This window comes from Streptomyces sp. NPDC037083, from assembly GCF_055606485.1.
In genome coordinates, this window is the sequence record NZ_JBVJSQ010000008.1 from 379,750 (window position 1) to 401,373 (window position 21,624).

Annotated in this window: 20 protein-coding genes and 2 pseudogenes; 11 read left to right on the top strand and 11 right to left on the bottom strand. The window is 72.1% G+C overall.

The genetic code is table 11. The features are described 5' to 3' along the window. Positions 1–130 precede the first annotated feature (130 nt). On the bottom strand, positions 131–460 hold the full coding sequence (locus ACZ7DE_RS23485; RefSeq protein WP_470764200.1) for a hypothetical protein: 330 nt from the start codon (positions 458–460) through the stop codon (positions 131–133). A 98-nt stretch (positions 461–558) separates the two neighbouring features. On the opposite strand from ACZ7DE_RS23485, the gene ACZ7DE_RS23490 reads away from it, so the two are divergent. Beyond that, positions 559–1,455 carry an oxygenase MpaB family protein gene (locus ACZ7DE_RS23490; RefSeq protein WP_470764202.1) on the top strand — a complete coding sequence of 299 codons (897 nt, stop codon included), beginning with the start codon at positions 559–561 and terminating at the stop codon, positions 1,453–1,455. Here ACZ7DE_RS23490 and ACZ7DE_RS23495 read toward each other — a convergent pair. After that, positions 1,441–1,965, bottom strand: a complete 525-nt coding sequence (locus ACZ7DE_RS23495; protein ID WP_470764204.1) for a PadR family transcriptional regulator — start codon at positions 1,963–1,965, stop codon at positions 1,441–1,443. The genes ACZ7DE_RS23490 and ACZ7DE_RS23495 overlap by 15 nt on opposite strands. 208 nt (positions 1,966–2,173) lie before the next feature. Here ACZ7DE_RS23495 and ACZ7DE_RS23500 point away from each other — a divergent pair, with 208 nt between their 5' ends. Beyond that, positions 2,174–2,932 carry an alpha/beta fold hydrolase gene (locus tag ACZ7DE_RS23500; protein WP_470764206.1) on the top strand — a complete coding sequence of 253 codons (759 nt, stop codon included), beginning with the start codon at positions 2,174–2,176 and terminating at the stop codon, positions 2,930–2,932. A gap of 4 nt (positions 2,933–2,936) precedes the next feature. Here the strand turns inward: ACZ7DE_RS23500 and ACZ7DE_RS23505 are convergent, their stop codons facing one another. After that, positions 2,937–3,536 (bottom strand): class I SAM-dependent methyltransferase, encoded by a 600-nt coding sequence (locus tag ACZ7DE_RS23505; RefSeq protein WP_470764208.1) that lies wholly within the window; start codon positions 3,534–3,536, stop codon positions 2,937–2,939. A gap of 152 nt (positions 3,537–3,688) precedes the next feature. Between ACZ7DE_RS23505 and ACZ7DE_RS23510 the strand changes: the two genes are divergently transcribed. The 5 genes from ACZ7DE_RS23510 (at position 3,689) to ACZ7DE_RS23530 (ending at position 8,609) form a co-directional block, all read left to right on the top strand. Then, positions 3,689–4,483, top strand: a complete 795-nt coding sequence (locus ACZ7DE_RS23510) for an MHYT domain-containing protein (protein WP_470764210.1) — start codon at positions 3,689–3,691, stop codon at positions 4,481–4,483. 40 nt (positions 4,484–4,523) lie between these two features. Beyond that, on the top strand, positions 4,524–7,055 hold the full coding sequence (locus tag ACZ7DE_RS23515) for a sensor histidine kinase (protein ID WP_470764211.1): 2,532 nt from the start codon (positions 4,524–4,526) through the stop codon (positions 7,053–7,055). Next, the gene (locus tag ACZ7DE_RS23520) at positions 7,052–7,489 is read left to right on the top strand and encodes a roadblock/LC7 domain-containing protein (protein ID WP_470764213.1); all 438 of its coding nucleotides are present in this window, start codon (positions 7,052–7,054) and stop codon (positions 7,487–7,489) included. Before ACZ7DE_RS23515 ends, ACZ7DE_RS23520 begins: the two co-directional genes overlap by 4 nt. Positions 7,490–7,511: 22 nt before the next feature. After that, entirely contained in the window at positions 7,512–7,922 is a 411-nt protein-coding gene (locus tag ACZ7DE_RS23525; protein ID WP_470764215.1) for a DUF742 domain-containing protein, read from the top strand. Positions 7,923–8,006: 84 nt separating this feature from the next. Further along, positions 8,007–8,609 (top strand): GTP-binding protein, encoded by a 603-nt coding sequence (locus tag ACZ7DE_RS23530; protein WP_470764217.1) that lies wholly within the window; start codon positions 8,007–8,009, stop codon positions 8,607–8,609. Between the two features lie 21 nt (positions 8,610–8,630). Here the strand turns inward: ACZ7DE_RS23530 and ACZ7DE_RS23535 are convergent, their stop codons facing one another. Beyond that, on the bottom strand, positions 8,631–9,059 hold the full coding sequence (locus tag ACZ7DE_RS23535; protein ID WP_470764218.1) for a PPOX class F420-dependent oxidoreductase: 429 nt from the start codon (positions 9,057–9,059) through the stop codon (positions 8,631–8,633). 104 nt (positions 9,060–9,163) lie between these two features. On the opposite strand from ACZ7DE_RS23535, the gene ACZ7DE_RS23540 reads away from it, so the two are divergent. Both ACZ7DE_RS23540 and ACZ7DE_RS23545 read left to right on the top strand, forming a co-directional pair. Continuing rightward, positions 9,164–9,577, top strand: coding sequence for a roadblock/LC7 domain-containing protein (locus ACZ7DE_RS23540; RefSeq protein ID WP_470764220.1), 414 nt, complete (start codon positions 9,164–9,166; stop codon positions 9,575–9,577). Between the two features lie 156 nt (positions 9,578–9,733). Then, positions 9,734–10,627 (top strand): DUF6397 family protein, encoded by an 894-nt coding sequence (locus tag ACZ7DE_RS23545; protein WP_470764222.1) that lies wholly within the window; start codon positions 9,734–9,736, stop codon positions 10,625–10,627. A 10-nt stretch (positions 10,628–10,637) separates the two neighbouring features. Here ACZ7DE_RS23545 and ACZ7DE_RS23550 read toward each other — a convergent pair whose 3' ends face one another. Together ACZ7DE_RS23550 and ACZ7DE_RS23555 are read right to left on the bottom strand one after the other, a co-directional pair. After that, on the bottom strand, positions 10,638–11,504 hold the full coding sequence (locus ACZ7DE_RS23550) for an acyl-CoA thioesterase (RefSeq protein ID WP_470764224.1): 867 nt from the start codon (positions 11,502–11,504) through the stop codon (positions 10,638–10,640). Between the two features lie 100 nt (positions 11,505–11,604). Further along, the gene (locus ACZ7DE_RS23555; protein WP_470764227.1) at positions 11,605–14,118 is read right to left on the bottom strand and encodes a DEAD/DEAH box helicase; all 2,514 of its coding nucleotides are present in this window, start codon (positions 14,116–14,118) and stop codon (positions 11,605–11,607) included. Between the two features lie 145 nt (positions 14,119–14,263). On the opposite strand from ACZ7DE_RS23555, the gene ACZ7DE_RS23560 reads away from it, so the two are divergent. Then, on the top strand, positions 14,264–15,058 hold the full coding sequence (locus tag ACZ7DE_RS23560; protein WP_470764229.1) for a metal-dependent hydrolase: 795 nt from the start codon (positions 14,264–14,266) through the stop codon (positions 15,056–15,058). Between the two features lie 8 nt (positions 15,059–15,066). On the opposite strand, the gene ACZ7DE_RS23565 is transcribed toward ACZ7DE_RS23560, so the two are convergent. The 5 genes and pseudogenes from ACZ7DE_RS23565 to ACZ7DE_RS23585 all read right to left on the bottom strand — a co-directional run. Then, on the bottom strand, positions 15,067–15,324 hold the full coding sequence (locus tag ACZ7DE_RS23565) for a type B 50S ribosomal protein L31 (RefSeq protein WP_470764230.1): 258 nt from the start codon (positions 15,322–15,324) through the stop codon (positions 15,067–15,069). 18 nt (positions 15,325–15,342) lie between these two features. Further along, complete coding sequence (locus ACZ7DE_RS23570) at positions 15,343–15,813, bottom strand: DUF5709 domain-containing protein (protein ID WP_470764232.1); 471 nt, start codon at positions 15,811–15,813, stop codon at positions 15,343–15,345. Between the two features lie 614 nt (positions 15,814–16,427). Beyond that, the gene (locus ACZ7DE_RS23575) at positions 16,428–18,209 is read right to left on the bottom strand and encodes an ABC transporter ATP-binding protein (RefSeq protein ID WP_470764234.1); all 1,782 of its coding nucleotides are present in this window, start codon (positions 18,207–18,209) and stop codon (positions 16,428–16,430) included. Further along, positions 18,206–20,056 carry an ABC transporter transmembrane domain-containing protein gene (locus ACZ7DE_RS23580; RefSeq protein ID WP_470764236.1) on the bottom strand — a complete coding sequence of 617 codons (1,851 nt, stop codon included), beginning with the start codon at positions 20,054–20,056 and terminating at the stop codon, positions 18,206–18,208. The genes ACZ7DE_RS23575 and ACZ7DE_RS23580 overlap by 4 nt, the downstream gene beginning before the upstream one ends. A 447-nt stretch (positions 20,057–20,503) precedes the next feature. After that, positions 20,504–21,035 (bottom strand): annotated as a pseudogene (locus tag ACZ7DE_RS23585) (IS5 family transposase); the annotation flags it as partial. Between the two features lie 239 nt (positions 21,036–21,274). Here ACZ7DE_RS23585 and ACZ7DE_RS23590 point away from each other — a divergent pair. Next, positions 21,275–21,624: pseudogene (locus tag ACZ7DE_RS23590) on the top strand (IS110 family transposase); the annotation flags it as partial.

Below are 21,624 nucleotides of genomic sequence, written 5' to 3' on the forward strand. Positions count from 1 at the left end.
CGCGCACCCTAGTGCGGCAAGAAGGCGCTTGTCACGACTCGCCGTATACCCGGAGCTGCAGTTTTCCGGCCGGACGGGGCGAATCGACCACTTCGGCCGGACGAAACGGCGACTCCGGCCGTCGGATGCGTCATGCCGTCGGCAGCCCGAGGAGCGCACGGGCCACGACCCGCGGCGACTCATCGCGCTCTCGCGCGAGCGCGATGACGGCGCGGCAGGCCAGTTCGTTGACCCCGAAGGACAGCGCCTCCGGCGACACCCAGCCCGCCGCCTCGTCGATCCCGTCCTGGTCGTCCTCGGCGCAGGCCGAGACGTACGCGGCGGCCGCCTCGAACAGGTTGTGCGGGCGCTTGCCGCCGCCGTCCGACGTCCTTGCCGGACCGCCCGCTCCGTCGGGACGCGTCCGCGCGCGCGTCGGGTCGAGGAGATTCCTGCAAGCCTGAAGGATCCTGCCGAACATGCCGACCGCCTTCCCCCTGCGTGATGATGCCAACTGATCGTTCATCTCCTTCTGTTCAACCTAGAGTTGGAGGTCCGGCGGCAGAAGGGGGCGGAACGGTGAAGCGGTTCGAACGGCTTGAACGGATCCGGCGGATGGACCCGTACGAGGACGCGTCCGAGATCTACCGGCTCACCGCGGTGTACGAGTTCCCCTGGGATGTCACCCGCGCTCTGGAAATGGCCCTGTACCGCACCTACGCGGTGCCGAGCATCGGGCGCCTTCTGGCGGAGACCGCGGAACTCACCGATCGCGCCCAGAAGCGCTACGACGACACCTCGCTCCTGCTCGACGCCGTCGTGGAGCACGGCTTCGACAGCGAACAGGGGCGGACGGCCGTCCGCCGCATCAACCAGATGCATCGCAGCTACGACATCAGCAACGAAGACATGCGGTACGTGCTCTGCACGTTCGTCGTGATGCCCAAGCGGTGGATCGACGCCTACGGATGGCGCAGGCTGTCACGCCACGAGATCGTCGCCTGCAGCGTGCACTACCGCACCCTGGGGCAGCGCATGGGCATCAAGGACATCCCCGGGACCTACGAGGAGTTCGAGGCCTGTCTCGACGCCTACGAAGAGGCCCACTTCGCCTGGGACGAGGACGCGCGACGGGTGTCGGACGCCACGCTCACGCTCATGGCCTCCTGGTATCCGAGGCCGCTGGCGCCCGTCCTGCGCGGCGCCACGCTCGCCCTCCTCGACGAATCGCTCCTGAAGGCCTTCCGCTACCCGCCTCCGGGTCCCGTCACCCGTGCGCTGGTGCGGGGAGCGGTACGCGCGCGTGGACGTGCGGTGCGGTTGCTGCCGCCGCGCCGCACACCCCACTACGCGCGGCAGAACCGGGAGATCAAGGGCTACCCGAACGGCTACCGGCTGGGCGAGCTGGGCACCCGCCCGGTTCCCGGCACGGCAGGCTGCCCCGTGCGCAGCACCGGCGGGTCAGCCGGCCAGTGAGCCGATCGTCTCGCGCAGCCAGCTGAGCTCGGCCCTCGAGGTGGCCCGCGCGATGGTCAGGACGCCGAGCCGGAAGGGGTCCGAGACCTCTTCCGCGCTCAGCGGCCGGTCGCCCTCGTAGAAGAAGCTGGCGGGCTCCTCCAGGAAGTCCAGCCGGCGGCGCAGGACGGCCGCCTGAGCGGCGGTGTCGTCCAGGTGGCGGAGGAAGGCGAGCACCGTGAACCAGCGGTTCTCGTCGGTGATGTCGCGCCGATCGGGCTCGGCGAGCCGTCGGCGCAGCTCCTCCCGGCCCTCGTCGGTGAGGCTCAGGACGTGCCGCGGAGCGGCCACCGCGCCGGGCTCGGTGGCGCGCACGAGGAAGCCCGCCTTCTCCAGGCGCTTGATCGCCGGGTACAGGGTGCTCTCGGCCACGGGGCGCACGTGCCCGGTCAACGCCGTGATGCGTTTGCGCAGTTCGTAGCCGTGCAACGGGGCGTCGTACAGGAAGCCGAGGATGGCGAGCTCCAGCATGCCTCCATTCTGCCGGAGAAGTGGGGGTATCTCGCCCCCGACATACCTCGCCCCTCGCATACCTCACCTCTTGTATACCTCGCTATATGAGTACCTCGTTGACTTAATACATCGGTACCGATGTATTCTCCGGGTGGCGGATCGACGAAGGTGGCGCTCACCAAGGGGAAGACGAGGGTGGCGCTCACCCAGGAACGGGGAGGAAGCGATGCGGCAAGCGACGTTCGACGGCAGCGGAAGCCAGGTGCGCTGGACCGAGACGCCGGGTGCGGAACCCGCGCGGGTGTACGTGCACGGCCTGGGGGCGGCCTCGGCCGTCTACCACGCGCACGTGGCGGCGCGTCCTGAACTCGCCGGGCGGCGCAGCCTGTTCGTCGACCTGCCCGGGCACGGCATCAGCGACCGGCCTGCGGACTTCGGCTACACGCTGGAGGAGCACGCAGGCGCCGTTGCCGCGGCGCTGGACGCGGCCGGCGTGACGGGCGCCGAGCTGGTCGCCCACAGCATGGGCGGCTCGGTGGCCGTCGTCCTCGCCCATCGCCGCCCCGACCTGGTCGCCCGGCTCGTGCTCACGGAGGCCAATCTCGACGCCTTCCCGCCGCCCACGGCGGGCAGCAGCGGCATCGCCTCGTACACGGAGGACGACTTCGTCGACGGTGGGTACGCGCGCGTGCTGGAGCGGGTCGGGCCCCTGTGGGCCGCGACCATGCGGCTGGCCGACCCGCGCGCCCTGCACCGCAGCGCCGTCGGGCTCAGGCGCGGATCCGTTCCGGTGATGCGCGAGATCCTGGCCGGGCTGCAGGCGGTCGAGCGCGTCTACCTGCAGGGTGAGCTGACCGGAGAGCTCGACGGGGCGGACGCCCTGGAGGCGGCGGGCGTGCGGGTGGTGACGGTCCCCGGGGCGGGCCACAACGTGATGTTCGACAACCCCGACGCGTTCGTGCGCGCGGTGGCCGGCCGGGTGTGAGTCCTCAGCCCTCGCGCACGGCCAGGGCGAGGAAGCGGGCGTCCTCGTCGACGTACGAGGTCATGCACCAGCCCGAACCGGCCAGCAAAGGCCGCAGGTTGGGTTCCGCGCGCAGGTCCTGCGGTGTGATCCGCCGGCCCTGGCGGGCCGCGAGCGCCGCCCTGCCGATCGGGTGGAAGAGCGCCAGCGTGCCGCCGGGGCGCACCACTCGCGCCAGCTCGCGCAGGTTCTCCGCCGGTCGGGGCAGGTGGGCGACGAGCCCCGCACCGAACACGGCGTCCAGTGACGCGGAACGCAGCGGGAGCGCGGTGACGTCGGCGAGCACCAGCTGCCCGTCGCGGTCGCGTCCGGCCCGTACGGCGGCTTCCAGCATGGCCGGGGTCAGGTCGGCCCCCACGACCACTCCCGTGGGTCCCACGGCCGCCCGCAGGGGCGTGAGGGCCCGCCCGGTGCCGCAGCCGGCGTCCAGCACGCGGTCCCCCGGACGCAGACCGAGGTCGCCGACCGCCGCCGCGTACGCGGGGCCGTCGTCGGGGAAGCGGCTGTCCCAGTCCGCGGCGCGCGCCGTGAAGAACTCCTGAACGTGTGTGTGGTCGTCGCTCATGCTCCGCATGATCCCTCACCGTCACGGAGGACGCCTCGGCGCACACGTTCGAGCGTGACCCGGTCGTTCCATCGCCCTTCTGCGTCATATTCCAACACCTTTCGAAATGCGCCCCCTTCGTGCTCCCGTGCCCCGGCTAGCGTCCCGGGGCCATGGGACACCTGGACCACGCCGCCTTCGGCTGGCTGACCCCCGTGCTGTCGTATGCGATGGCCTGCATCGGCGCCGCCCTCGGGCTGCGCTGTACCGTTCGCGCGCTCGGCGCCACCGGACGCGCACGCCGCAACTGGCTGATCACCGCGGCCTCGTCGATCGGCACCGGCATCTGGACCATGCACTTCGTGGCCATGCTCGGCTTCGGAGTCGGCGGCACCGACATCCGCTACGACGTTCCGCTGACCGTGCTCAGCCTGCTGGTCGCCATGGTCGTCGTGTGCGCCGGCGTCTTCGCCGTCGGCTACGGCCGTGACCGCACGCGCGCGTTGCTGATCGGCGGGCTCACCACCGGCCTGGGCGTGGCGAGCATGCACTACCTGGGCATGGCCGCGGTCCGGCTGCACGGCGTCGTGACCTACGACCCGGTGCGCGTCGGGCTGTCCGTCCTGATCGCGGTCGTCGCGGCCACCGCGGCTCTGTGGGCCGCGCTCAACATCAAGGCGCCGATCGCGGTCGGCGTCGCCTCCCTCGTCATGGGGGCGGCGGTGAGCAGCATGCACTACACCGCGATGTTCGCGGTGCGCGTCCATGTCACACCCTCCGGCGCGGCGCTGCCCGGGGCCACGGCGATGCAGTTCATCTTCCCCCTCGCCGTCGGCCTCGGGTCCTACCTCTTCCTGACCTCGGCCTTCGTCGCGCTGTCGCCCACCACGGGGGAGCGTCGGGCGTCCGCCTCGGCGCAGCAACCGGGGGAGAACCTCGCCGGCCGGCAGCAGGCCCGGACCGCCTGACCCGACCGGCAAGCCCCTACCACTCCCGAGCGAGGAGGCCATGCGTACACCCCGTAGGACCCTCACGGCAGGCGCCGAGGCGCCGCCCCCCGCGCGCGGCCGCCGCGCCCACGCCGGCCCCCCTGCCGACGAGGGGCCGGACGAACAGACCGACATATCGGCGGACACGGCCCCCGCGCGTCCGGAACGCTGGCGGCTGAGACCGCGCACCGTGCGCGCCAAGATCGTCTGCCTCCTGATGGTGCCCGTCGTCTCGCTGCTGGCCCTGTGGGCGTACGCCACCGTCAGCACCGCCCAGGACGTCTCCGCGCTGCGCAGACTGCAGCGGGTGGACTCCGAGGTGCGCGCGCCCGTCGCGGCCGCGGTGGCCGCGCTGCAGACCGAACGCGCGGCCGCCGTACGGTATGCGACCGACCCCGTTCCCGGGCGGGACGGCGACCTCAGGACGCTCGCCGTGCGCACGGACCGCGCGGTGGCCGAGCTGAGGATCGGCGACGACAGCACCGTCGCCGACGGCCGGGAAATGCCCACCGGCGTGGCCCAGCGGCTCGAGAGGTTCGTCTCCGGCGCCGAAGGGCTCGCCTCCCTGCGGTCCTCGGTGCTCGACGGCAGCGCCGGCTGGGAGGAGGCGTACGGCCGCTACACGAGCACGATCTCGGCGGCCTTCTCGGTGGGCGGCGCGCTCTCCGACGTCCAGGACGCCGAACTCGGCTCGGACGCGCGCGTCCTGCTCGAGTTCTCCCGGGCCGGCGAGGCGCTCGCCCGGGAGGACGCCGTGCTCACCGGCGCGCGATCGGCCGGACGCCTCGACACCGGGCGCCTGCGGCTGTTCGCCGGCGCCGTCGACACCCGACGCACCCTGACGGAAGCCGCCGTCACGGACCTGCGCGGCCCCGAACGCACCGCCTGGCAGCGGCTCGCCGCCGGCAGCGACTACGCGGCCCTGTACGCGGCCGAGGACAAGGTGCTCGCCGCGGGACCCGGCGCCAGGGCGGTCAGGGCCGCGCCCGTCGGCACGTGGAAAACGGCCCACGCGCGCGTGCAGAACGGTATGCGGACCATCGAGGCGGACGCCGGACGCGGTGTCGCCGACCACGCCGACCCGCTCACCCGCGGGCTGCTCACCGCACCCGGCGCCGCGGTCCTGCTCGGCCTCGCCGCCGTCGTCGCCTCGCTCGTCATCTCCGTGCGCATCGGCCGCGGCCTCGTCATCGAACTGGTCAGCCTGCGCAACAGCGCCCTGGAGATCGCCCGGCGCAAACTCCCGGAAGCCATGCGCAAACTGCGCGCGGGCGAAGAGATCGACGTTCACGCCGAAGCACCGCCCGGGCCTGCCGCCGAGGACGAGACCGGTCAGGTCGCCGAGGCGCTGAGCACCGTGCACCGCGCCGCGCTGCGGGCCGCCGCGGAGCGCGCCGAACTCGCCAGCGGCATCTCCGGGGTGTTCGTCAACCTCGCCCGCCGCAGCCAGGTCCTGGTCCACCGGCAGCTGAGCCTCCTGGACAGCATGGAGCGCCGCTCGGACGACCCCGACGAGCTGAGCGACCTCTTCCGGCTCGACCACCTCACCACCCGCATGCGGCGTCACGCGGAGAGCCTGATCATCCTCTCCGGGGCCGCGCCCGGCCGGGCCTGGCGCATGCCGGTCTCCCTCACCAACGTGGTCCGCGCCGCCGTCTCCGAGGTCGAGGACTACGCGCGCGTGGAGGTACGCCAGCTCCCGGAGGCGGCCGTCATCGGCACCGCCGTCGCCGACCTGACCCACCTGCTCGCCGAACTCGTCGAGAACGCGGCCCAGTTCTCGCCGCCGCACACGCGTGTGCGCGTCACCGGCGAGCCCGTCGGCAACGGATACGCCGTCGAGGTCGAGGACCGGGGTCTGGGCATGGGCGCGGAGACCCTCACCGAGGCCAACCGGCGCATCGCCCAGTCCGAGGCTCTCGACCTGTTCGACAGCGACCGGCTCGGTCTGTTCGTGGTCAGCAGGCTCGCCGCCCGGCACGGCATCAAGGTGCACCTGCGGACCTCGCCCTACGGCGGCACCACGGCGGTCGTCCTGCTGCCCACGCCCCTGCTGCACGACGGTAAGCCGGAACGTTCCGCCCATGAGACGGCCCGGGCGCGGCAGCCCGAGGAATGCGAGTACGCGCGCGTGCCCGCCGCCGAGCGGCAGCCGGCCCAACGGCACCAGGACGCCGTCCCCGCCTCCGCCGACCGGCCCGCGCTGGCCGCCCCCCTACGGGCCGCCGAACCGGCGGCGTCCGACCCACCGCCCCCCGGAGTGACCGCCTTGCGCCTGCACCGCCCCCCGGACGATTCCGAGGCATCGGACGACCTCCCGCGCCGGGTACGGCAGGCCAGCCTCGCCCCTCAGCTGCGCCGCCCGCTCCCCGAGGAGCCGGCCCGGCCGTCCGCCCCGCGCGGCGACGAACGGCGCACCCCCGAGCTGGTACGGGACCGGATGGCCGCATACCAGGACGGCTGGGCCCGGGGCGGCGGCAGCCGGCCCGGCCGCCGAAGCACCGCGGAACCCGCACCGGGCAGCCACAGCAGCGAAGGAGACCCCGCATGATCCAGGACCCGAGTACGAGGCAGGCCCAGCGGTCCGGCGAACTCGACTGGCTGCTCGACGACTTGGTGGTGCGCGTGAGCGAGGTACGGCACGCGGTGGTGCTGTCCAACGACGGCCTGGCCGTCGGCGCCTCGACCGACCTCAGGCGGGAGGACGCCGAACACCTCGCCGCCGTCGCCTCCGGCTTCCACAGCCTGGCCAAGGGGGCGGGCCGCCACTTCGGGGCCGGCGGAGTGCGCCAGACCATGGTGGAGATGGACGACGGCTTCCTCTTCGTGGCCGCCGCGGGCGACGGCTCCTGCCTCGCCGTCCTCACCGCCGTGACGGCCGACATCGGCCTCGTCGCGTACGAGATGGCGCGGCTGGTCAAGCGGGTCGGAGAGCACCTCTACACCCCGCCGCGCCTCGGCGCGCGGCCGCCCGCCGTCGGATGAGGCCAGAGAGCGACCCGTGCAGATGACCGAGGACAGAACCCTCGCCCCCCGCGAGTCGGGCAGCCAGTGGTACGACAACGAGGCCGGCCCGCTCGTGCGCCCGTACGCCATGACGGGCGGACGCACCAAGTCCGGCCCCACCGGAACGCACTTCGACCTGATCGCCCTGGTCACCCTGGATCCGGGCGCGCCCGGCACGGACGGCATGGCGCTCGGGCCGGAACACCGCGCCCTCCTCGACCTGTGCCGCACGGAGACCCAGTCCGTCGCCGAACTCGCGGCCGGCGCGGACCTCCCCGTGGGCGTGGTCAGGGTGCTCCTCGGGGACCTGCTGGAACTCGGCTGCGTCACCGTGAGCCGTCCGGTTCCGCCCGCGCAGTTGCCCGACGAACGCATCCTGCGCGAGGTGATCGAGGGGCTGCGGGCGCTGTAGATGAACGTTTTGACCCACTCGGACGCGTACGGACCCACCCCGTACCGACGTCTACCGTTGCCGCACTCCCGAGAGAAGTGATCCATGGTCTTCGAGCACTCCGACGCCCAGGGCGAGACGGCTCCCCTGGCGTTGAAGATACTGGTCGCCGGCGGGTTCGGCGTGGGCAAGACCACCATGGTCGGCGCGGTCAGCGAGATCAAGCCGCTGCGCACCGAGGAACTGCTCAGCGAAGCAGGGCAGTCGGTGGACGACACCGACGGAGTGGACCAGAAGGTCACCACGACCGTCGCGATGGACTTCGGCCGGATCACCATCCGCTCGGGCCTCTCCCTCTACCTGTTCGGGACTCCGGGCCAGGACCGCTTCTGGTTCCTGTGGGACGAACTGTCCCAGGGCGCCCTGGGCGCGGTGGTCCTCGCCGACACCCGACGTCTGGAGGACTGCTTCCCGGCGGTCGACTACTTCGAGCACCGGCACATCCCGTTCGTGGTGGCGGTCAACTGCTTCCCCGGTACGCGGACCTACGGCGCTCAGGACGTCTCGCACGCTCTCGACCTCGACGCGGGCACCCCCGTCGTCCTGTGCGACGCCCGTGACCGCGATTCGGGGAAGGAGGTCCTGATCAGGCTCGTGGAGTACGCCGGGCGGATGCACACCGCCCGGCTGCTCGACTCCGTGGGGTGACGTCGCCGTCGCGGACCGACGTCAGTCCGCGACGGCCTTCTGCGCCAGCACCTTCTCCACCGTGACGCGTACGAGAAGCTCGCCCGGGACGCCGTTGCGCGCGCCGAACTCCTCGGCGCGCTCCTCGCCCATGTACCGCGCCCCGATTCGGGCCGCCCAGTGCCGGACCTCGTCCAGATCCTCCGAGATCCGCGCGCGGCCCTGGAGCACCACGAAGCCGAACGGCGGCCGGTCGTCGTCCACGCACAGAGCGACCCGGCCGTCCCGTGCCAGATTGCGGCCCTTCACCGTGTCCTTGCCGGTGTTGAACACCAGATCGTCGCCGTCGAGCACGAACCATATCGGCGCCACGTGCGGACTTCCGTCGGCCCGCACGGTGGAGAGCTTCGCGGTGCGGGTTCCGTGCGTGACGAACGCCCGCCATTCATCATCGGTCATCTTCTGTGCCATGCCTCCATCCTCCTTGCTCCGGCGGCCGATCCTGGGAAAGGCTGGTGGGCAGGTTCTCCGGCGAGACGGGGAACCACACGGGGACGTCACACGGGGAGTGGGACATGGCGCAGAACCAGGGGCTCGGCTGGCTTTTGGACGACCTGACCGAGCGCGTCCAACACGTACGGCATGCGCTCGTCCTGTCCAACGACGGACTGGTGGCGGGCGCGAGCACGGGACTGCGCCGGGAGGACGCGGAGCACCTCGCCGCCGTCTCGTCCGGCCTGCACAGCCTCGCCAAGGGGTCGGGACGCCACTTCGGCGCGGGCCAGGTACGTCAGACCATGATCGAGTTCGACGACGCGGTGCTGTTCGTCACCGCAGCCGGCACCGGAAGCTGTCTGTGCGTGCTCAGCGGGGCCGAGGCCGACATGGGCCGGGTCGCCTACGAGATGACCCTGCTCGTCAACCGGGTCGGCGAACACCTCACCGTCGACGCCCGCCAGCCCGAGCGCGCCCCGCACAAAGACCTCTGACCTACGACGTTACACACTCTGACCTGGTCTTTCGTCTTCTCTCGTGGAGTTGTCCACAGGCTCGCTCCGCGATCCGCGATCCCGGCTACGGTTTTTTCCGAGGCCACCGCGGACCACGCGGGCCCGTTCCGCTTCACTCCACGGGGGAGACCGACCATGTCCCGCAACACCCTCACGCATGCACACTCCGTATCCTGCACGCCGAGTCGAGCGGCACGGGAACTGGACCTGAAGCGCGCCGAGTTCGACCTCGCCGTGCACCTCGGGCGCATCAGGACCGTGCCCGACGACGGCGGCGGCCGCAGGGTGCTCCGCACGGAGATCGACCGTCTGCGCGCGCAACCCGGATTCCCCGAGTCCCTGCGCGAGAGCGTGCTGGCCGTGGGGACCGGCGAGGGCGCCGCCATCCTGGACGTGGCGCCGACCCGCTTCACCCGGCTGGCACGCCTGGGGCTGGTGGTGCCCGTGCGCTTCTACCTGAACCGCTACCGGGCCGTCGTGTGGCTGTATCTCGCCGAAGAACTACGCCAGTTCGCCGCCGACCGGACCAACGCGTTCCTGCTCACCGGCCGCACCCCCGAGGTGCTGCGGAGCCAACTCGCCGCGGGCGTCGACCTGCGGCCGCGGAACTGGAGGGGACGCCACCTGGGCTTCCTGCTGCGTCAGGCCGACGACCCCTGGCAGCACGCCGGAGCCCTGGCCGGACTTCTCGACCCCCTCCAGGTCGCGGAGATCGTCAAGGATCCCTACGAGCGCTCCCACCTGAACCGCTTCCGCCCGGACCCGCCGGCCCACTGCACCCCCGGCACACCGGCCGCGCATCTCGTCGAGAAGATCATGACGGCGGACGCTCCCGACGAGATCGACTGGCTGACGTCCGACCTGCGACGCACCCTGGACGAGGCCCGCGCCGACCAGCCGGCGCCCCGCCCCGCACCGAAACGGGCCGCTCCGCTTCCCCCCGAGCGGCCGAACGCGCCCACCGGAGCCGCCGGGCCCGAGCAGCCGACGCGCGGCCTGCTCAGCCGGCTACGCCGCCGAAGCTCGTGACCCACGCGCCCTACAGCGCCCGGAACAGCCCCTCCTGGACGACCGACACCAGCAGGCGCCCCTCCAGGTCGTAGATGCGCCCTCGGGCCAGCCCGCGTCCCCCGGTGGCGATGGGCGACTCCTGGTCGTACAGGAACCACTCGTCCGCACGGAACGGCCGATGGAACCACATCGCGTGGTCCAGCGACGCCATGTCGAAGTTGCGCGGCCCCCACAGGGGCTCGACCGGAAGACGCACGGCGTCCAGAAGGGTCATGTCACTGGCGTACGTGAGCGCGCAGGTGTGGACGAGCGGGTCGTCGCCCAACGGCCCGACCGCGCGCATCCACACCGCGCTGCGCGGCTCGGCCTCCTTGACGTCCTCGGCGCTCCAGCGCAGCGGGTCCGCGTACCGGATGTCGAAGGGCTGGCGGCGCGCCATGCGCTCGAACTGCTCGGGCAGCGCCCCCAGATGAGCCCGGACCTCGTCCGCCACCGTCGGCAGGGACTCCGGGTCCGGGACCTCGCGGGCCGGCGGCAGCTGGTGCTCGAAGGGACCTTCCTCAGGCTTGTGAAAGGAGGCGGTGAGATTGAAGATCGTGCGTCCCTGCTGCACGGCGGTGACCCGGCGGGTCGTGAACGACCGCCCGTCACGTACCCGCTCGACCTGGTACACGATGGGCACACCCGGCCGGCCCGGGCGCAGGAAGTACGCGTGCAGCGAGTGCACGGGCCGCTCGCCGTCCGTGGTGCGGCCGGCCGCGACCAGCGCCTGGCCCGCCACCTGGCCGCCGAAGACGCGCTGCAGGGACTCCTGCGGGCTGCGGCCGCGGAAGATGTTGACCTCGATCTGCTCCAGGTCGAGCAGGTCGACGAGCCTCTCGGCCGGATTCGTCATCGGTGCGTTTCTCCTGTGCCTTCTGCTGTGCCTTGTTCCGCGCTGGTCCCGCTGTCCGTCGCGCCCGTCCCGGTACGCGTCGGCGCACCCGCCTCGGCCCTCACAACTGGCCCACGGCGGTGACCCGGACGACCGCACGGCCCTCGGCGTCGGAGGCCGTGAGGTCGACCTCCGCGCTGATGCCCCAGTCGTGGTCGTCGTTCGGGTCGTCGAAGATCTGACGCACGCGCCACAGGGCGTTCTGCGGCTCCTCCTGGATGACGAGCAGCTTCGGGCCCCGGGCGTCGGGACCGGTACCGAGGTCGTCGTACTCGTCCCAGTACTTGTCCATCGCCTCGCCCCACGCCTCGGCGTCCCAACCGGACTCGGCGTCCAGCTCGCCGAGTTCGTCGACGTGGTCCAGAGCGGCCAGCTCGACCCGGCGGAACATGGCGTTGCGGACCAGAACCCGGAAGGCGCGGGCGTTGGCGGTGACCGGCTTGACCTCGTCGGCCTTCTCCTGGGCCTCCTCGGCGGTCATCTCCGCCGGGTTGGCGAGCTGCTCCCACTCGTCCAGCAGGCTGGAGTCGACCTGGCGCACCATCTCGCCCAGCCATTCGATCAGGTCCTGCAGATCCTCGGACTTGAGGTCGTCCGGGACGGTGTGGTCGAGGGCCTTGTACGCGCCGGCCAGGTAGCGCAGCACGATGCCCTCGGTGCGGGCCAGCTCGTAGTGCGAGACGAGTTCGGTGAACGACATCGCCCGCTCGTACATGTCACGGATGACGGACTTCGGCGACAACGGGTGGTCGCCGACCCACGGGTGGCTCTTGCGGTACGTGTCGTACGCGTGGAAGAGCAACTCCTCCAAGGGCTTCGGGTACGAGATGTCCTGGAGGCGCTCCATGCGCTCCTCGTACTCGACGCCGTCCGCCTTCATCGCGGCCACCGCCTCGCCGCGCGCCTTGTTCTGCTGGGCGGCCAGGATCTGGCGCGGGTCGTCCAGCGTGGACTCCACGACGGAGACCATGTCGAGGGCGTAGGAGGGCGAGTCCGGATCCAGCAGTTCGAACGCGGCCAGCGCGAACGTGGACAGCGGCTGGTTCAGCGCGAAGTCCTGCTGCAGGTCGACGGTGAGGCGGACGATCCGGCCGGTGGCGTCCGGCTCGTCGAGCCTCTCCACGACACCGCCGTCCAGCAGCGAACGGTAGATCGCGATCGCGCGCCGGATGTGCCGCAGCTGCTGCTTGCGCGGCTCGTGGTTGTCCTCCAGCAGGTGCCGCATCGCCTCGAACGCGTTGCCCGGGCGGGCGATCACGGACAGCAGCATCGTGTGCGTGACCCGGAAGCGGGACGTCAGCGGCTCCGGCTCGGACTCGATGAGCTTGTCGAAGGTGTTCTCCGTCCAGCCCACGAAGCCTTCCGGCGCCTTCTTGCGCACCACCTTGCGACGCTTCTTCGGGTCGTCGCCGGCCTTGCTGAGGGCCTTCTCGTTCTCGATGACGTGCTCCGGCGCCTGCGCCACCACCAGACCCGCCGTGTCGAAGCCGGCCCGGCCGGCCCGGCCCGCGATCTGGTGGAACTCACGGGCCCGCAGGGTGCGCACCCGGTTGCCGTCGTACTTGGTCAGCGCCGTGAACAGCACGGTGCGGATGGGCACGTTGACGCCGACGCCGAGCGTGTCCGTACCGCAGATCACCTTCAACAGCCCGGCCTGGGCCAGCTTCTCCACCAGGCGCCGGTACTTCGGCAGCATCCCGGCGTGATGGACGCCGATTCCGTGCCGCACGTAGCGGGAGAGGTTGCGGCCGAACTTCGTGGTGAAGCGGAAGTTGCCGATCAGGTCGGCGATCCGTTCCTTCTCCTCGCGCGAGCACATGTTGATGCTCATCAGCGCCTGCGCCCGCTCGACCGCCTGCGCCTGCGTGAAGTGCACGATGTAGACGGGCGCCTGCCTCGTGTCCAGCAGGTCGGTGAGCGTCTCCGTCATCGGGGTGTACCGGTACTCGTACGACAGCGGCACGGGCCGGGTCGCCGAGCGGACCACCGCCGTGGGGCGGCCGGTGCGCCGGGCGAGGTCCTTCTCGAAGAAGGACACGTCGCCGAGCGTCGCCGACATCAGCACGAACTGCGCCTGCGGGAGCTCCAGGATGGGGATCTGCCACGCCCAGCCGCGGTCACCTTCCGCGTAGAAGTGGAACTCGTCCATGACGACCTGGCCGACGTCCGCGTGCTTGCCGTCGCGCAGCGCGATCGAGGCGAGGACCTCGGCGGTGCAGCAGATGACCGGGGCGTCGGAGTTCACGGACGCGTCGCCGGTCAGCATGCCGACGTTCTCCGTGCCGAAGATCTTGCACAGTTCGAAGAACTTCTCCGACACCAGCGCCTTGATCGGCGCCGTGTAGAAGGTGACCTCGTCGCGGGCGAGGGCCGCGAAGTGCGCCGCCGCGGCGATCATGCTCTTCCCGGACCCGGTGGGCGTCGACACGATCACGTTCGCCCCGGAGACCACCTCGATCAGCGCCTCCTCCTGGTGGGGGTAGAGCGTCAGACCGCGCTCCTGCGCCCAGGACTCGAAGGCTTCGTACAGGGCGTCGGGATCCGCGGTCGGCGGCAGCTGATCGATGAGGGTCACGCCCCCATCTTGCCTGCCCTCGTCCCTGATGGGGGAATCGGCTGCCGACCCGAAGATCACGACGGCTACGCTGTGTCGCCGACGGAGCGTCATCGCCGCCGGTCAACTGGACAGCGGTACACGAGGAATAGGGCGGGCAACGGCCATGATGGGACCAGCACACTCACTGTCGGGCGCCGCCGCCTGGCTCGGCGTCGGTGCGGCCGCCGCCGCCGCGGGGCACACGATGCCCTGGCCGGTCCTGCTCGCCGGTGCGCTGATCTGCGCCGGCGCCGCGCTGGCCCCGGACCTCGACCACAAGGCCGCCACCATCTCACGGGCCTTCGGCCCGCTCTCGCGCTGGCTGTGCGAGATCGTCGACAAGCTCTCCTACGCCGTCTACAAGGCCACGAGGAAGCAGGGCGACCCGCGCCGCTCCGGCGGACACCGCACGCTCACGCACACCTGGCTGTGGGCGGTCATGATCGGTGCGGGGTCGTCGGCGCTGGCGGTCACGGGCGGCCGCTGGGCGGTGCTGGCGATCCTGTTCGTGCACATGGTGCTCGCGATCGAGGGCTTGCTGTGGCGGGCGGCCCGGGGCTCCAGCAGCGACGTGCTGGTCTGGCTGCTCGCCGCGACCAGCGCGTGGATCCTCGCCGGTGTGCTGGACAAGCCCGGCAACGGCTCGGACTGGCTGTTCACCGACCCCGGCCAGGCGTACCTGTGGCTGGGCCTGCCCATCGTGCTGGGCGCCCTGGTGCACGACATCGGGGACGCGCTGACCGTCTCGGGCTGTCCTGTCCTGTGGCCCATCCCGATCGGACGCAAGCGCTGGTACCCGATCGGTCCGCCCAAGGCGATGCGGTTCCGGGCGGGCAGCTGGGTCGAGCTGAAGGTGCTCATGCCCGTGTTCATGCTGCTGGGCGGAGTGGGCGGGGCGGCCGCCCTCAACTACATCTGACGGCCGGCTCAGGTCATGGCGCCGCCGTCGCCGAATCGCCGCTCGAAGCGGGCGACACGGCCCTCCGTGTCCACGGTGCGCGCCTTGCCCGTGTAGAAGGGGTGGCTCTCCGAGGAGATCTCCACGTCCACGACCGGGTAGGTCTCGCCGTCGTCCCATTCGATGGTCTGGTCGCTGACCGCCGTGGACCGGGTCAGGAAGGCGTAACCGGCGTTGCGGTCGCGGAAGACGACCGGGTGGTAGTCGGGCTGCTTGTCCTGCTGCATGCGTGCTCCTCGTGCGGGTCAACCGGACAGGGCGTCCTCGTCGACGATGTGCATCGCGGCCTCCTCGGCGGAGGCGGCGGCGCCGTCGATGCCGACGTCCGTGGCGATCAGCGCGCTCTCGTCGTCCTCGTGCACCCCCTCGTCGGGTGCCACGAGCCGGCCCGAGCGCAGGGCGCCGACCTCGTTGTCGAGGAGTTCCCCGTCGGTGCCGTCGCAGTCGCCGAGGCCGTCGCCGTCGGGCGCCTCGGATTCCGGCAGCTCCTCCGCGAGACGCTGGTCCAGGCTCTCGCCCCGGCGGCGCTCCGCGGCGGTCACACCGTCGTGTTCCACGGCCCAGGGGCGGTCCGGCGGGGACCAGCCGCGGTCGAGGGGGTCCTCGACGCCGTCGTTCTCCAGCGTGTCCTCCACGTCGAGCAGCCCGGTGTCCTCCTGGATGTCGGACGCGTCGGGCTGGTAGACGTCGTCTCCCCATCCGTCGGCGCTGTTCACGGCTACCTCCAGGGGGTGACGGGCCGGTCCTCGCCGTGGTCGGCCGTCGGAGACCGCCGCACGGGGCACCGGCCGGGCGCGGCGTGTGCCGGATGGATTCCGACGGTCTCCCGCGCGGGTGCCGCTATCCAGCGTTCCACCCCGCTTCGGTACCGCGCAACGCCAGAGGCCGCGCGCCGGGGAGGCGAAGCCGCCTCGGGCGTGGCTCGCCGCCGGAGATCGGCGCACGGAGCCTTCCGACGGGGGCCGGGGGCGGAGCGCCTGTTCCCCTGCCGGCGACTGCTTCGCCCTCGCCGACCTCGCCACGGGGGAGAGCGCCGCCGCTGCTCCCGCCGCTCCCGCCGATCACGCCCCGATCGTCGGCGATCCCGCCGCTCACGCCCGACCGTCGGTGATCCCGCCGCCGGCGCCCACACCTCCGGCGATCCGGCCGCCGACGCCCGCACTGCGGGCGACCCCGCCGAGGGCGCCGCCGACCGGCACCCGACCCCGTCCGGGCGCCGGGCGTCGGGCGGGAGGAGCGCGCCGGTGCCGGTCGTGACGCCGGCTCCGGCGCCCTCACGCCCGGCGTCGGCTCGTGCCTGCCGCGACGCCTGCCCGGGACCCGGCCGGGCTCACCCGTGCCACGACCGCCAGAGCGCCGCGTACGCGCCGTCCGCCGCCACCAGCTCGGCGTGGCTGCCCAGCTCGCTGATGCGGCCCTTCTCGACGACGGCGATGACGTCGGCGTCGTGGGCGGTGTGCAGGCGGTGGGCGATCGCGACGACCGTGCGGCCGTCCAGGACACGGGCGAGGGACCGCTCCAGGTGGCGGGCGGCCCGGGGGTCGAGCAGCGAGGTCGCCTCGTCCAGGACCAGCGTGTGCGGGTCGGCCAGCACCAGGCGGGCCAGCGCGATCTGCTGGGCCTGGGCCGGGGTGAGCGAGACGCCGCCGGAGCCGACCTCGGTGTCGAGACCCTCGTCGAGCGCCCGCGCCCAGCCGTCGGCGTCGACCGCGCCCAGTGCCGCCCACAGTTCGGCGTCCTCGGCGCCGGTGCGGGCGAGCCGGAGGTTGTCGCGCAGGGAGCCCACGAAGACGTGGTGCTCCTGGTTGACGAGGGCCACGTGGGAGCGGACCCGTTCGGCGGTCATTCGCGACAGTTCGGCCCCGCCCAGGGTGACCCGGCCGTCGCGCGGCGCGTAGATCCCGGCGAGCAGCCGCCCCAGGGTGGACTTGCCCGCGCCCGAAGGCCCCACCAGGGCGAGCCGGGTGCCGGGGGAGACCTCCAGGGACACCTTGCGCAGCACGTCGACGCCCTCGCGGTAGCCGAAGTGGACCTGGTCGGCGAGCACCTCGCGGCCGTCCGGGGCCAGCCCGCGGTCTCCGCCGTCCGGCTCGATGTCACGCACTCCGACGAGGCGGGCCAGCGAGACCTGCGCCACCTGCAGCTCGTCGTACCAGCGCAGGATGAGGTTCACGGGATCGACGAGCATCTGCGCCAGCAGCGCGCCCGTCGTCAGCTGCCCGACGCCGATCCAGCCCTGCAGCACGAACGCCCCGCCGAGCATGAGGACCGAGCCCAGCACCGTCACGTGCACGAGGTTGATCACCGGGAAGAGCACCGACCGCAGCCACAGGGTGTAGCGCTCCCAGGCCGTCCACTGCTGGATGCGTTGCTCCGAGAGCGCGACGCGGCGGTCGCCGAGGCGGTGCGCCTCGACGGTGCGCCCGGCGTCGACGGTCTCGGCGAGGGCGGCCGCCACGGCGGCGTAGCCGGCCGCCTCCGAGCGGTAGCCCGCCGGCGCCCGCCGGAAGTACCAGCGGCATCCGACGACCAGCAGCGGCACCGCGACCAGCACGGCCGGCGCGAGCGGCGGCGCCGTGACGACCAGTCCGCCGAGCAGCAGCAGGGCCCACATCACGCCGATGGTCAGCTGGGGCACGGCCTCCCGCATCGCGTTGGCGAGCCGGTCGATGTCGGTGGTGATGCGGGACAGCAGGTCGCCCGTGCCGGCCCGTTCCAGGACGCCCGGCGGGAGGCGGACCGACCGGACGAGGAAGTCCTCGCGCAGGTCGGCCAGCATCCGCTCGCCGAGCATCGCGCCGCGCAGCCGCACCTGCCGCACGAAGGCGGCCTGCACGACCAGAGCGAGCACGAACAGGGTGGCGGTGAGCTCCAGGTGGAGTTCGCGCGCTCCGTCCGACAGTTGTTCCACGAGGTCGCCCAGCAGCCAGGGGCCCACCATCGACGCGACCGTGGCGACCGTGTTGACGAGGAGGAGCAACAGGAAGGCGCGGCGGTGCCGGCGCAGGAGTTCGGCCACATACGCGCGCACGGTCGCGGGGGCGCCGACGGGCAGCGTGCTCGCCGTCGTCGGTGCCGCCGGGTCGTACGCGGGCGGCGCCACGCCGATCATGCCGTCTCCTCGATCTCTTCGCGTCGGATGTCTTCGAGTTCGTTCTTTTCCAGGGGTGTCAGCACACCGTTCAGAGCGGCTCCCTCGTCCGTCAGGGCCTCGCTCAGGGCGGCCTCGGCATCGGTCTCCCTGGTCACCACGGCCCGGTACCGGGGTTCGGAGTGCAGCAGTTCGCGGTGCGGGCCCGCCGCGACGGCCTCGCCCTCGTGCACGAGCACGACCCGGTCGGCCCGGTCCAGCAGCAGCGGGGAGGAGGTGAACACGACCGTCGTGCGCCCCTCCCTCAACTCCCGCAGCCCTTCGGCGATCCGCGCCTCGGTGTGCGAGTCGACGGCGGAGGTGGGCTCGTCCAGGACGAGGACCTCGGGGTCCGTGTACAGGGAGCGGGCCAGCGCGAGCCGCTGTCGCTGGCCGCCGGAGAGGGACCGTCCGCGTTCGGTGACGCGGGCGTCCATCGGGTCGTCGGCGTCCAACGAGCCCTGGGCGAGCGCTTCGAGGACGTCCGCGCACTGGGCGGCGGCCAGCGCCGCACCGGCGTCGACCGCGCCCGAGGCGGGTACGTCGAGCAGGTCGCGCAGGGCGCCGGACAGCAGCACGGGGTCCTTGTCCTGGACGAGGACCGCCGTGCGCGCGCTGTCCAGCGGCAGTTCGTCCAGCGGGACGCCGCCGAGCAGGACCGACGGGCCGTCCTGCGCGGGGTGGCCGCCCAGCCGTTCCGCCAGCCGTCCGGCGGCGTCCGGGTCGCCGCACACCACGGCGGTGAGTCGGGCGGCCGGCGCGAGCAGACCGGTGGCGGGGTCGTACAGGTCGCCCGAGGGGGCCTCGGCCGGGCGCGACCCGCCGATGTCGGTGGCCCGCTCCAGGGACAGCACGCCCGCGGCCCGTTTGGCCGACGGGCGCGAGAAGGAGTACGCCATCGCGATCTCCTCGAAGTGCCTGAGGGGATAGGCCAGGACCATCACGGAGCTGTAGACCGTGACCAGTTCGCCCACGGTGATGCGTCCGTCGTGGGCCAGCCGGACGCCGTAGCAGACGACCGCGATCAGCAGCAGGCCGGGCAGCAGCACCTGGACGGCACTGATCAAGGACCACATGCGCGCGCTGCGCACGGCCGCGTGCCGTACCTCCTGCGAGGCGTCGCGGTAGCGGTCGAGGAACAGCTCCTCGCCGCCGATCCCGCGCAGGACCCTGAGGCCCGCGACGGTGTCCGAGGCGAGTTCGGTGGCGCGTCCGGCCTTTTCGCGCTGGAAGTCTGCGCGGCGGGTCGCCCGGGGCAGCAGGGGCAGCGCCGCGAGGGCGATGACGGGCAGGCCCACGGCGACCACGACGCCGAGCGCCGGCTGGTACACGACCAGGCCCACGCAGACCAGCACCACCGTGAGGGCCGCGGCGGTGAAGCGGGAAACGGCCTCGACGAACCAGCCGATCTTCTCCACGTCGCCGGTGGAGACGGCCACGACCTCGCCGGCCGCGACCCGTCGGGTCAGCGCCGAGCCGAGCTGGGCGGCCTTGCGGGCGAGCAGTTGCTGGACCCGGGCGGCGGCGGTGATCCAGTTGGTGACGGCCGTCCGGTGCAGGAAGGTGTCCCCGACCGCGGCGGCGACGCCGCACAGGGCCAGCACCCCGCCGGCGAGGGCGAGCCGCGGCCCGGAGCGGTCCACCACGGCCTCGACGGCGAACCCCACGCAGAACGGCAGCGCCGAGACCGCGACGAAGTGCAGCAGCCCCCAGGCCAGGGATTTGAGCTGGCCGTCCAGCTGGTTGCGGCCGAGCCACCACAGGAAGCGGGGTCCCGAGCGTGCGTCCGGCACACCCGGGTCGGGGTACGGAAGGTCTTGGATCTGCATGACGTCCCAGTGGCTCGAGTCAGCGGAGGGGGGAGGGGGAGAGGGCAGTGGGGGAAGGAGAATGGGGCGGACCGAAGGCCCGCGGGGAGCGGCAACAAACCGTGCAAGGTTCGCGCCGCAGCGTGGTCAAAATCAACCGGTTTTCGTCGGCGGCGGCGGGATCCGGAAACCGTCCTGCGTGACCTCGAAGTCCGGCGCTGCCGCAGAGGTCCGGAACGGGGAGCGAGCATGGCCCGATGCCCGTCGGGTACGGAGTCCCCGGGTTGTTGACCGCGGGTCAGGGCATCTGGGCGTCCCGGGGGAGGCGTCATTGCGGGGAGCGGCCGACGCCCCGTAGAACACGGGCCATGAGAAGTCGGATTATCATGTCCATGCTTACGGGGGACAAGCACCGAGGCCGGGCGGCCGCGACAGTCGCTCGACTAGGGCGTGTTGTGAAAGTGCTGGTCACAGCCACTCATTGATGGCTGCGACCAGCACGGTTGCCTCGTAGCGGACGGCGAGTTTGTCGTACCGCGTGGCGACGGCCCGGTGGCGCTTGAGACGGTTGATCCCGCACTCGACCGCGTGTCGCTGCTTGTAGTCGTCCTTGTCGAACGTCGGCGGTCGCCCGCCGTGCGATCCGCGTTTGAGCCGGTTGCGGACACGGTCTGCCGGGACCGGGATCGTGGCCTTGATCCCGCGTCTGCGCAGGTAGGAGCGGTTGCTGCGAGAGTCGTACGCCTTGTCGGCCCGGACCCGGTCCGGCCGCTTGCGCGGCCTGCCAAGTCCCAGCCTCGGCACCCGGATGGCTTCCAGGACCGCTTCGAACTGCGGGGAATCGCCCCGCTGCCCGGCCGTGACCACGACGGACAAGGGCTTCTGGCCTTGCTCGACCGCGAGGTGGATCTTGCTGGTCAGGCCGCCACGCGAGCGTCCGAGGCCGTGGTCGTCCGGCTCGGTGGCGATGCCGCCCGGCGGTTCCTTTTGCAGGTCCCCGTTACCTTCTTCGTGGCCCCGCAACGGGGCTCCCGGCCTCCGATCCCGGCATGACTTGGGTCCCCAGTCGGCCATGATCGAAAAGGTGGTGTCACCGGGCATCGGAGGCATTGGCAGACCGCTGATAGGGGCATGACCGCCGAACCCGTCCCGGGCGAGGCAGGCTCTTCGTAACGTGGATGCCGGCACGCTGATGCCGCAAGCGAGGCCGGGGAGAGCACGACCATTGCGGAGAGGCACGTGATCGACACCAGCGACATCGCCGTCTATCTCGGTCTGGACGTCGGCAAGGGCGAGCATCACGCGACCGCCCTGACCCCGGCTGGCAAGCGGGTCTTCGACAAGCGCCTGCCGAACACCGAGCCGAAGCTGCGCGAGCTCTTCGGCAAACTGCAGGCCAAGCACGGAACCGTGCTGGTGGTGGTCGACCAGCCCGCCTCGATCGGCGCGCTTCCGCTCGCCGTAGCCAGGGAGACCGGCTGCCACATCGCCTAGCTGCCCGGACTGACGATGCGCCGGATCGCCGACCTCTACGCCGGCGAATCGAAGACCGACGCCCGCGACGCCGCGATCATCGCGGACGCCGCCCG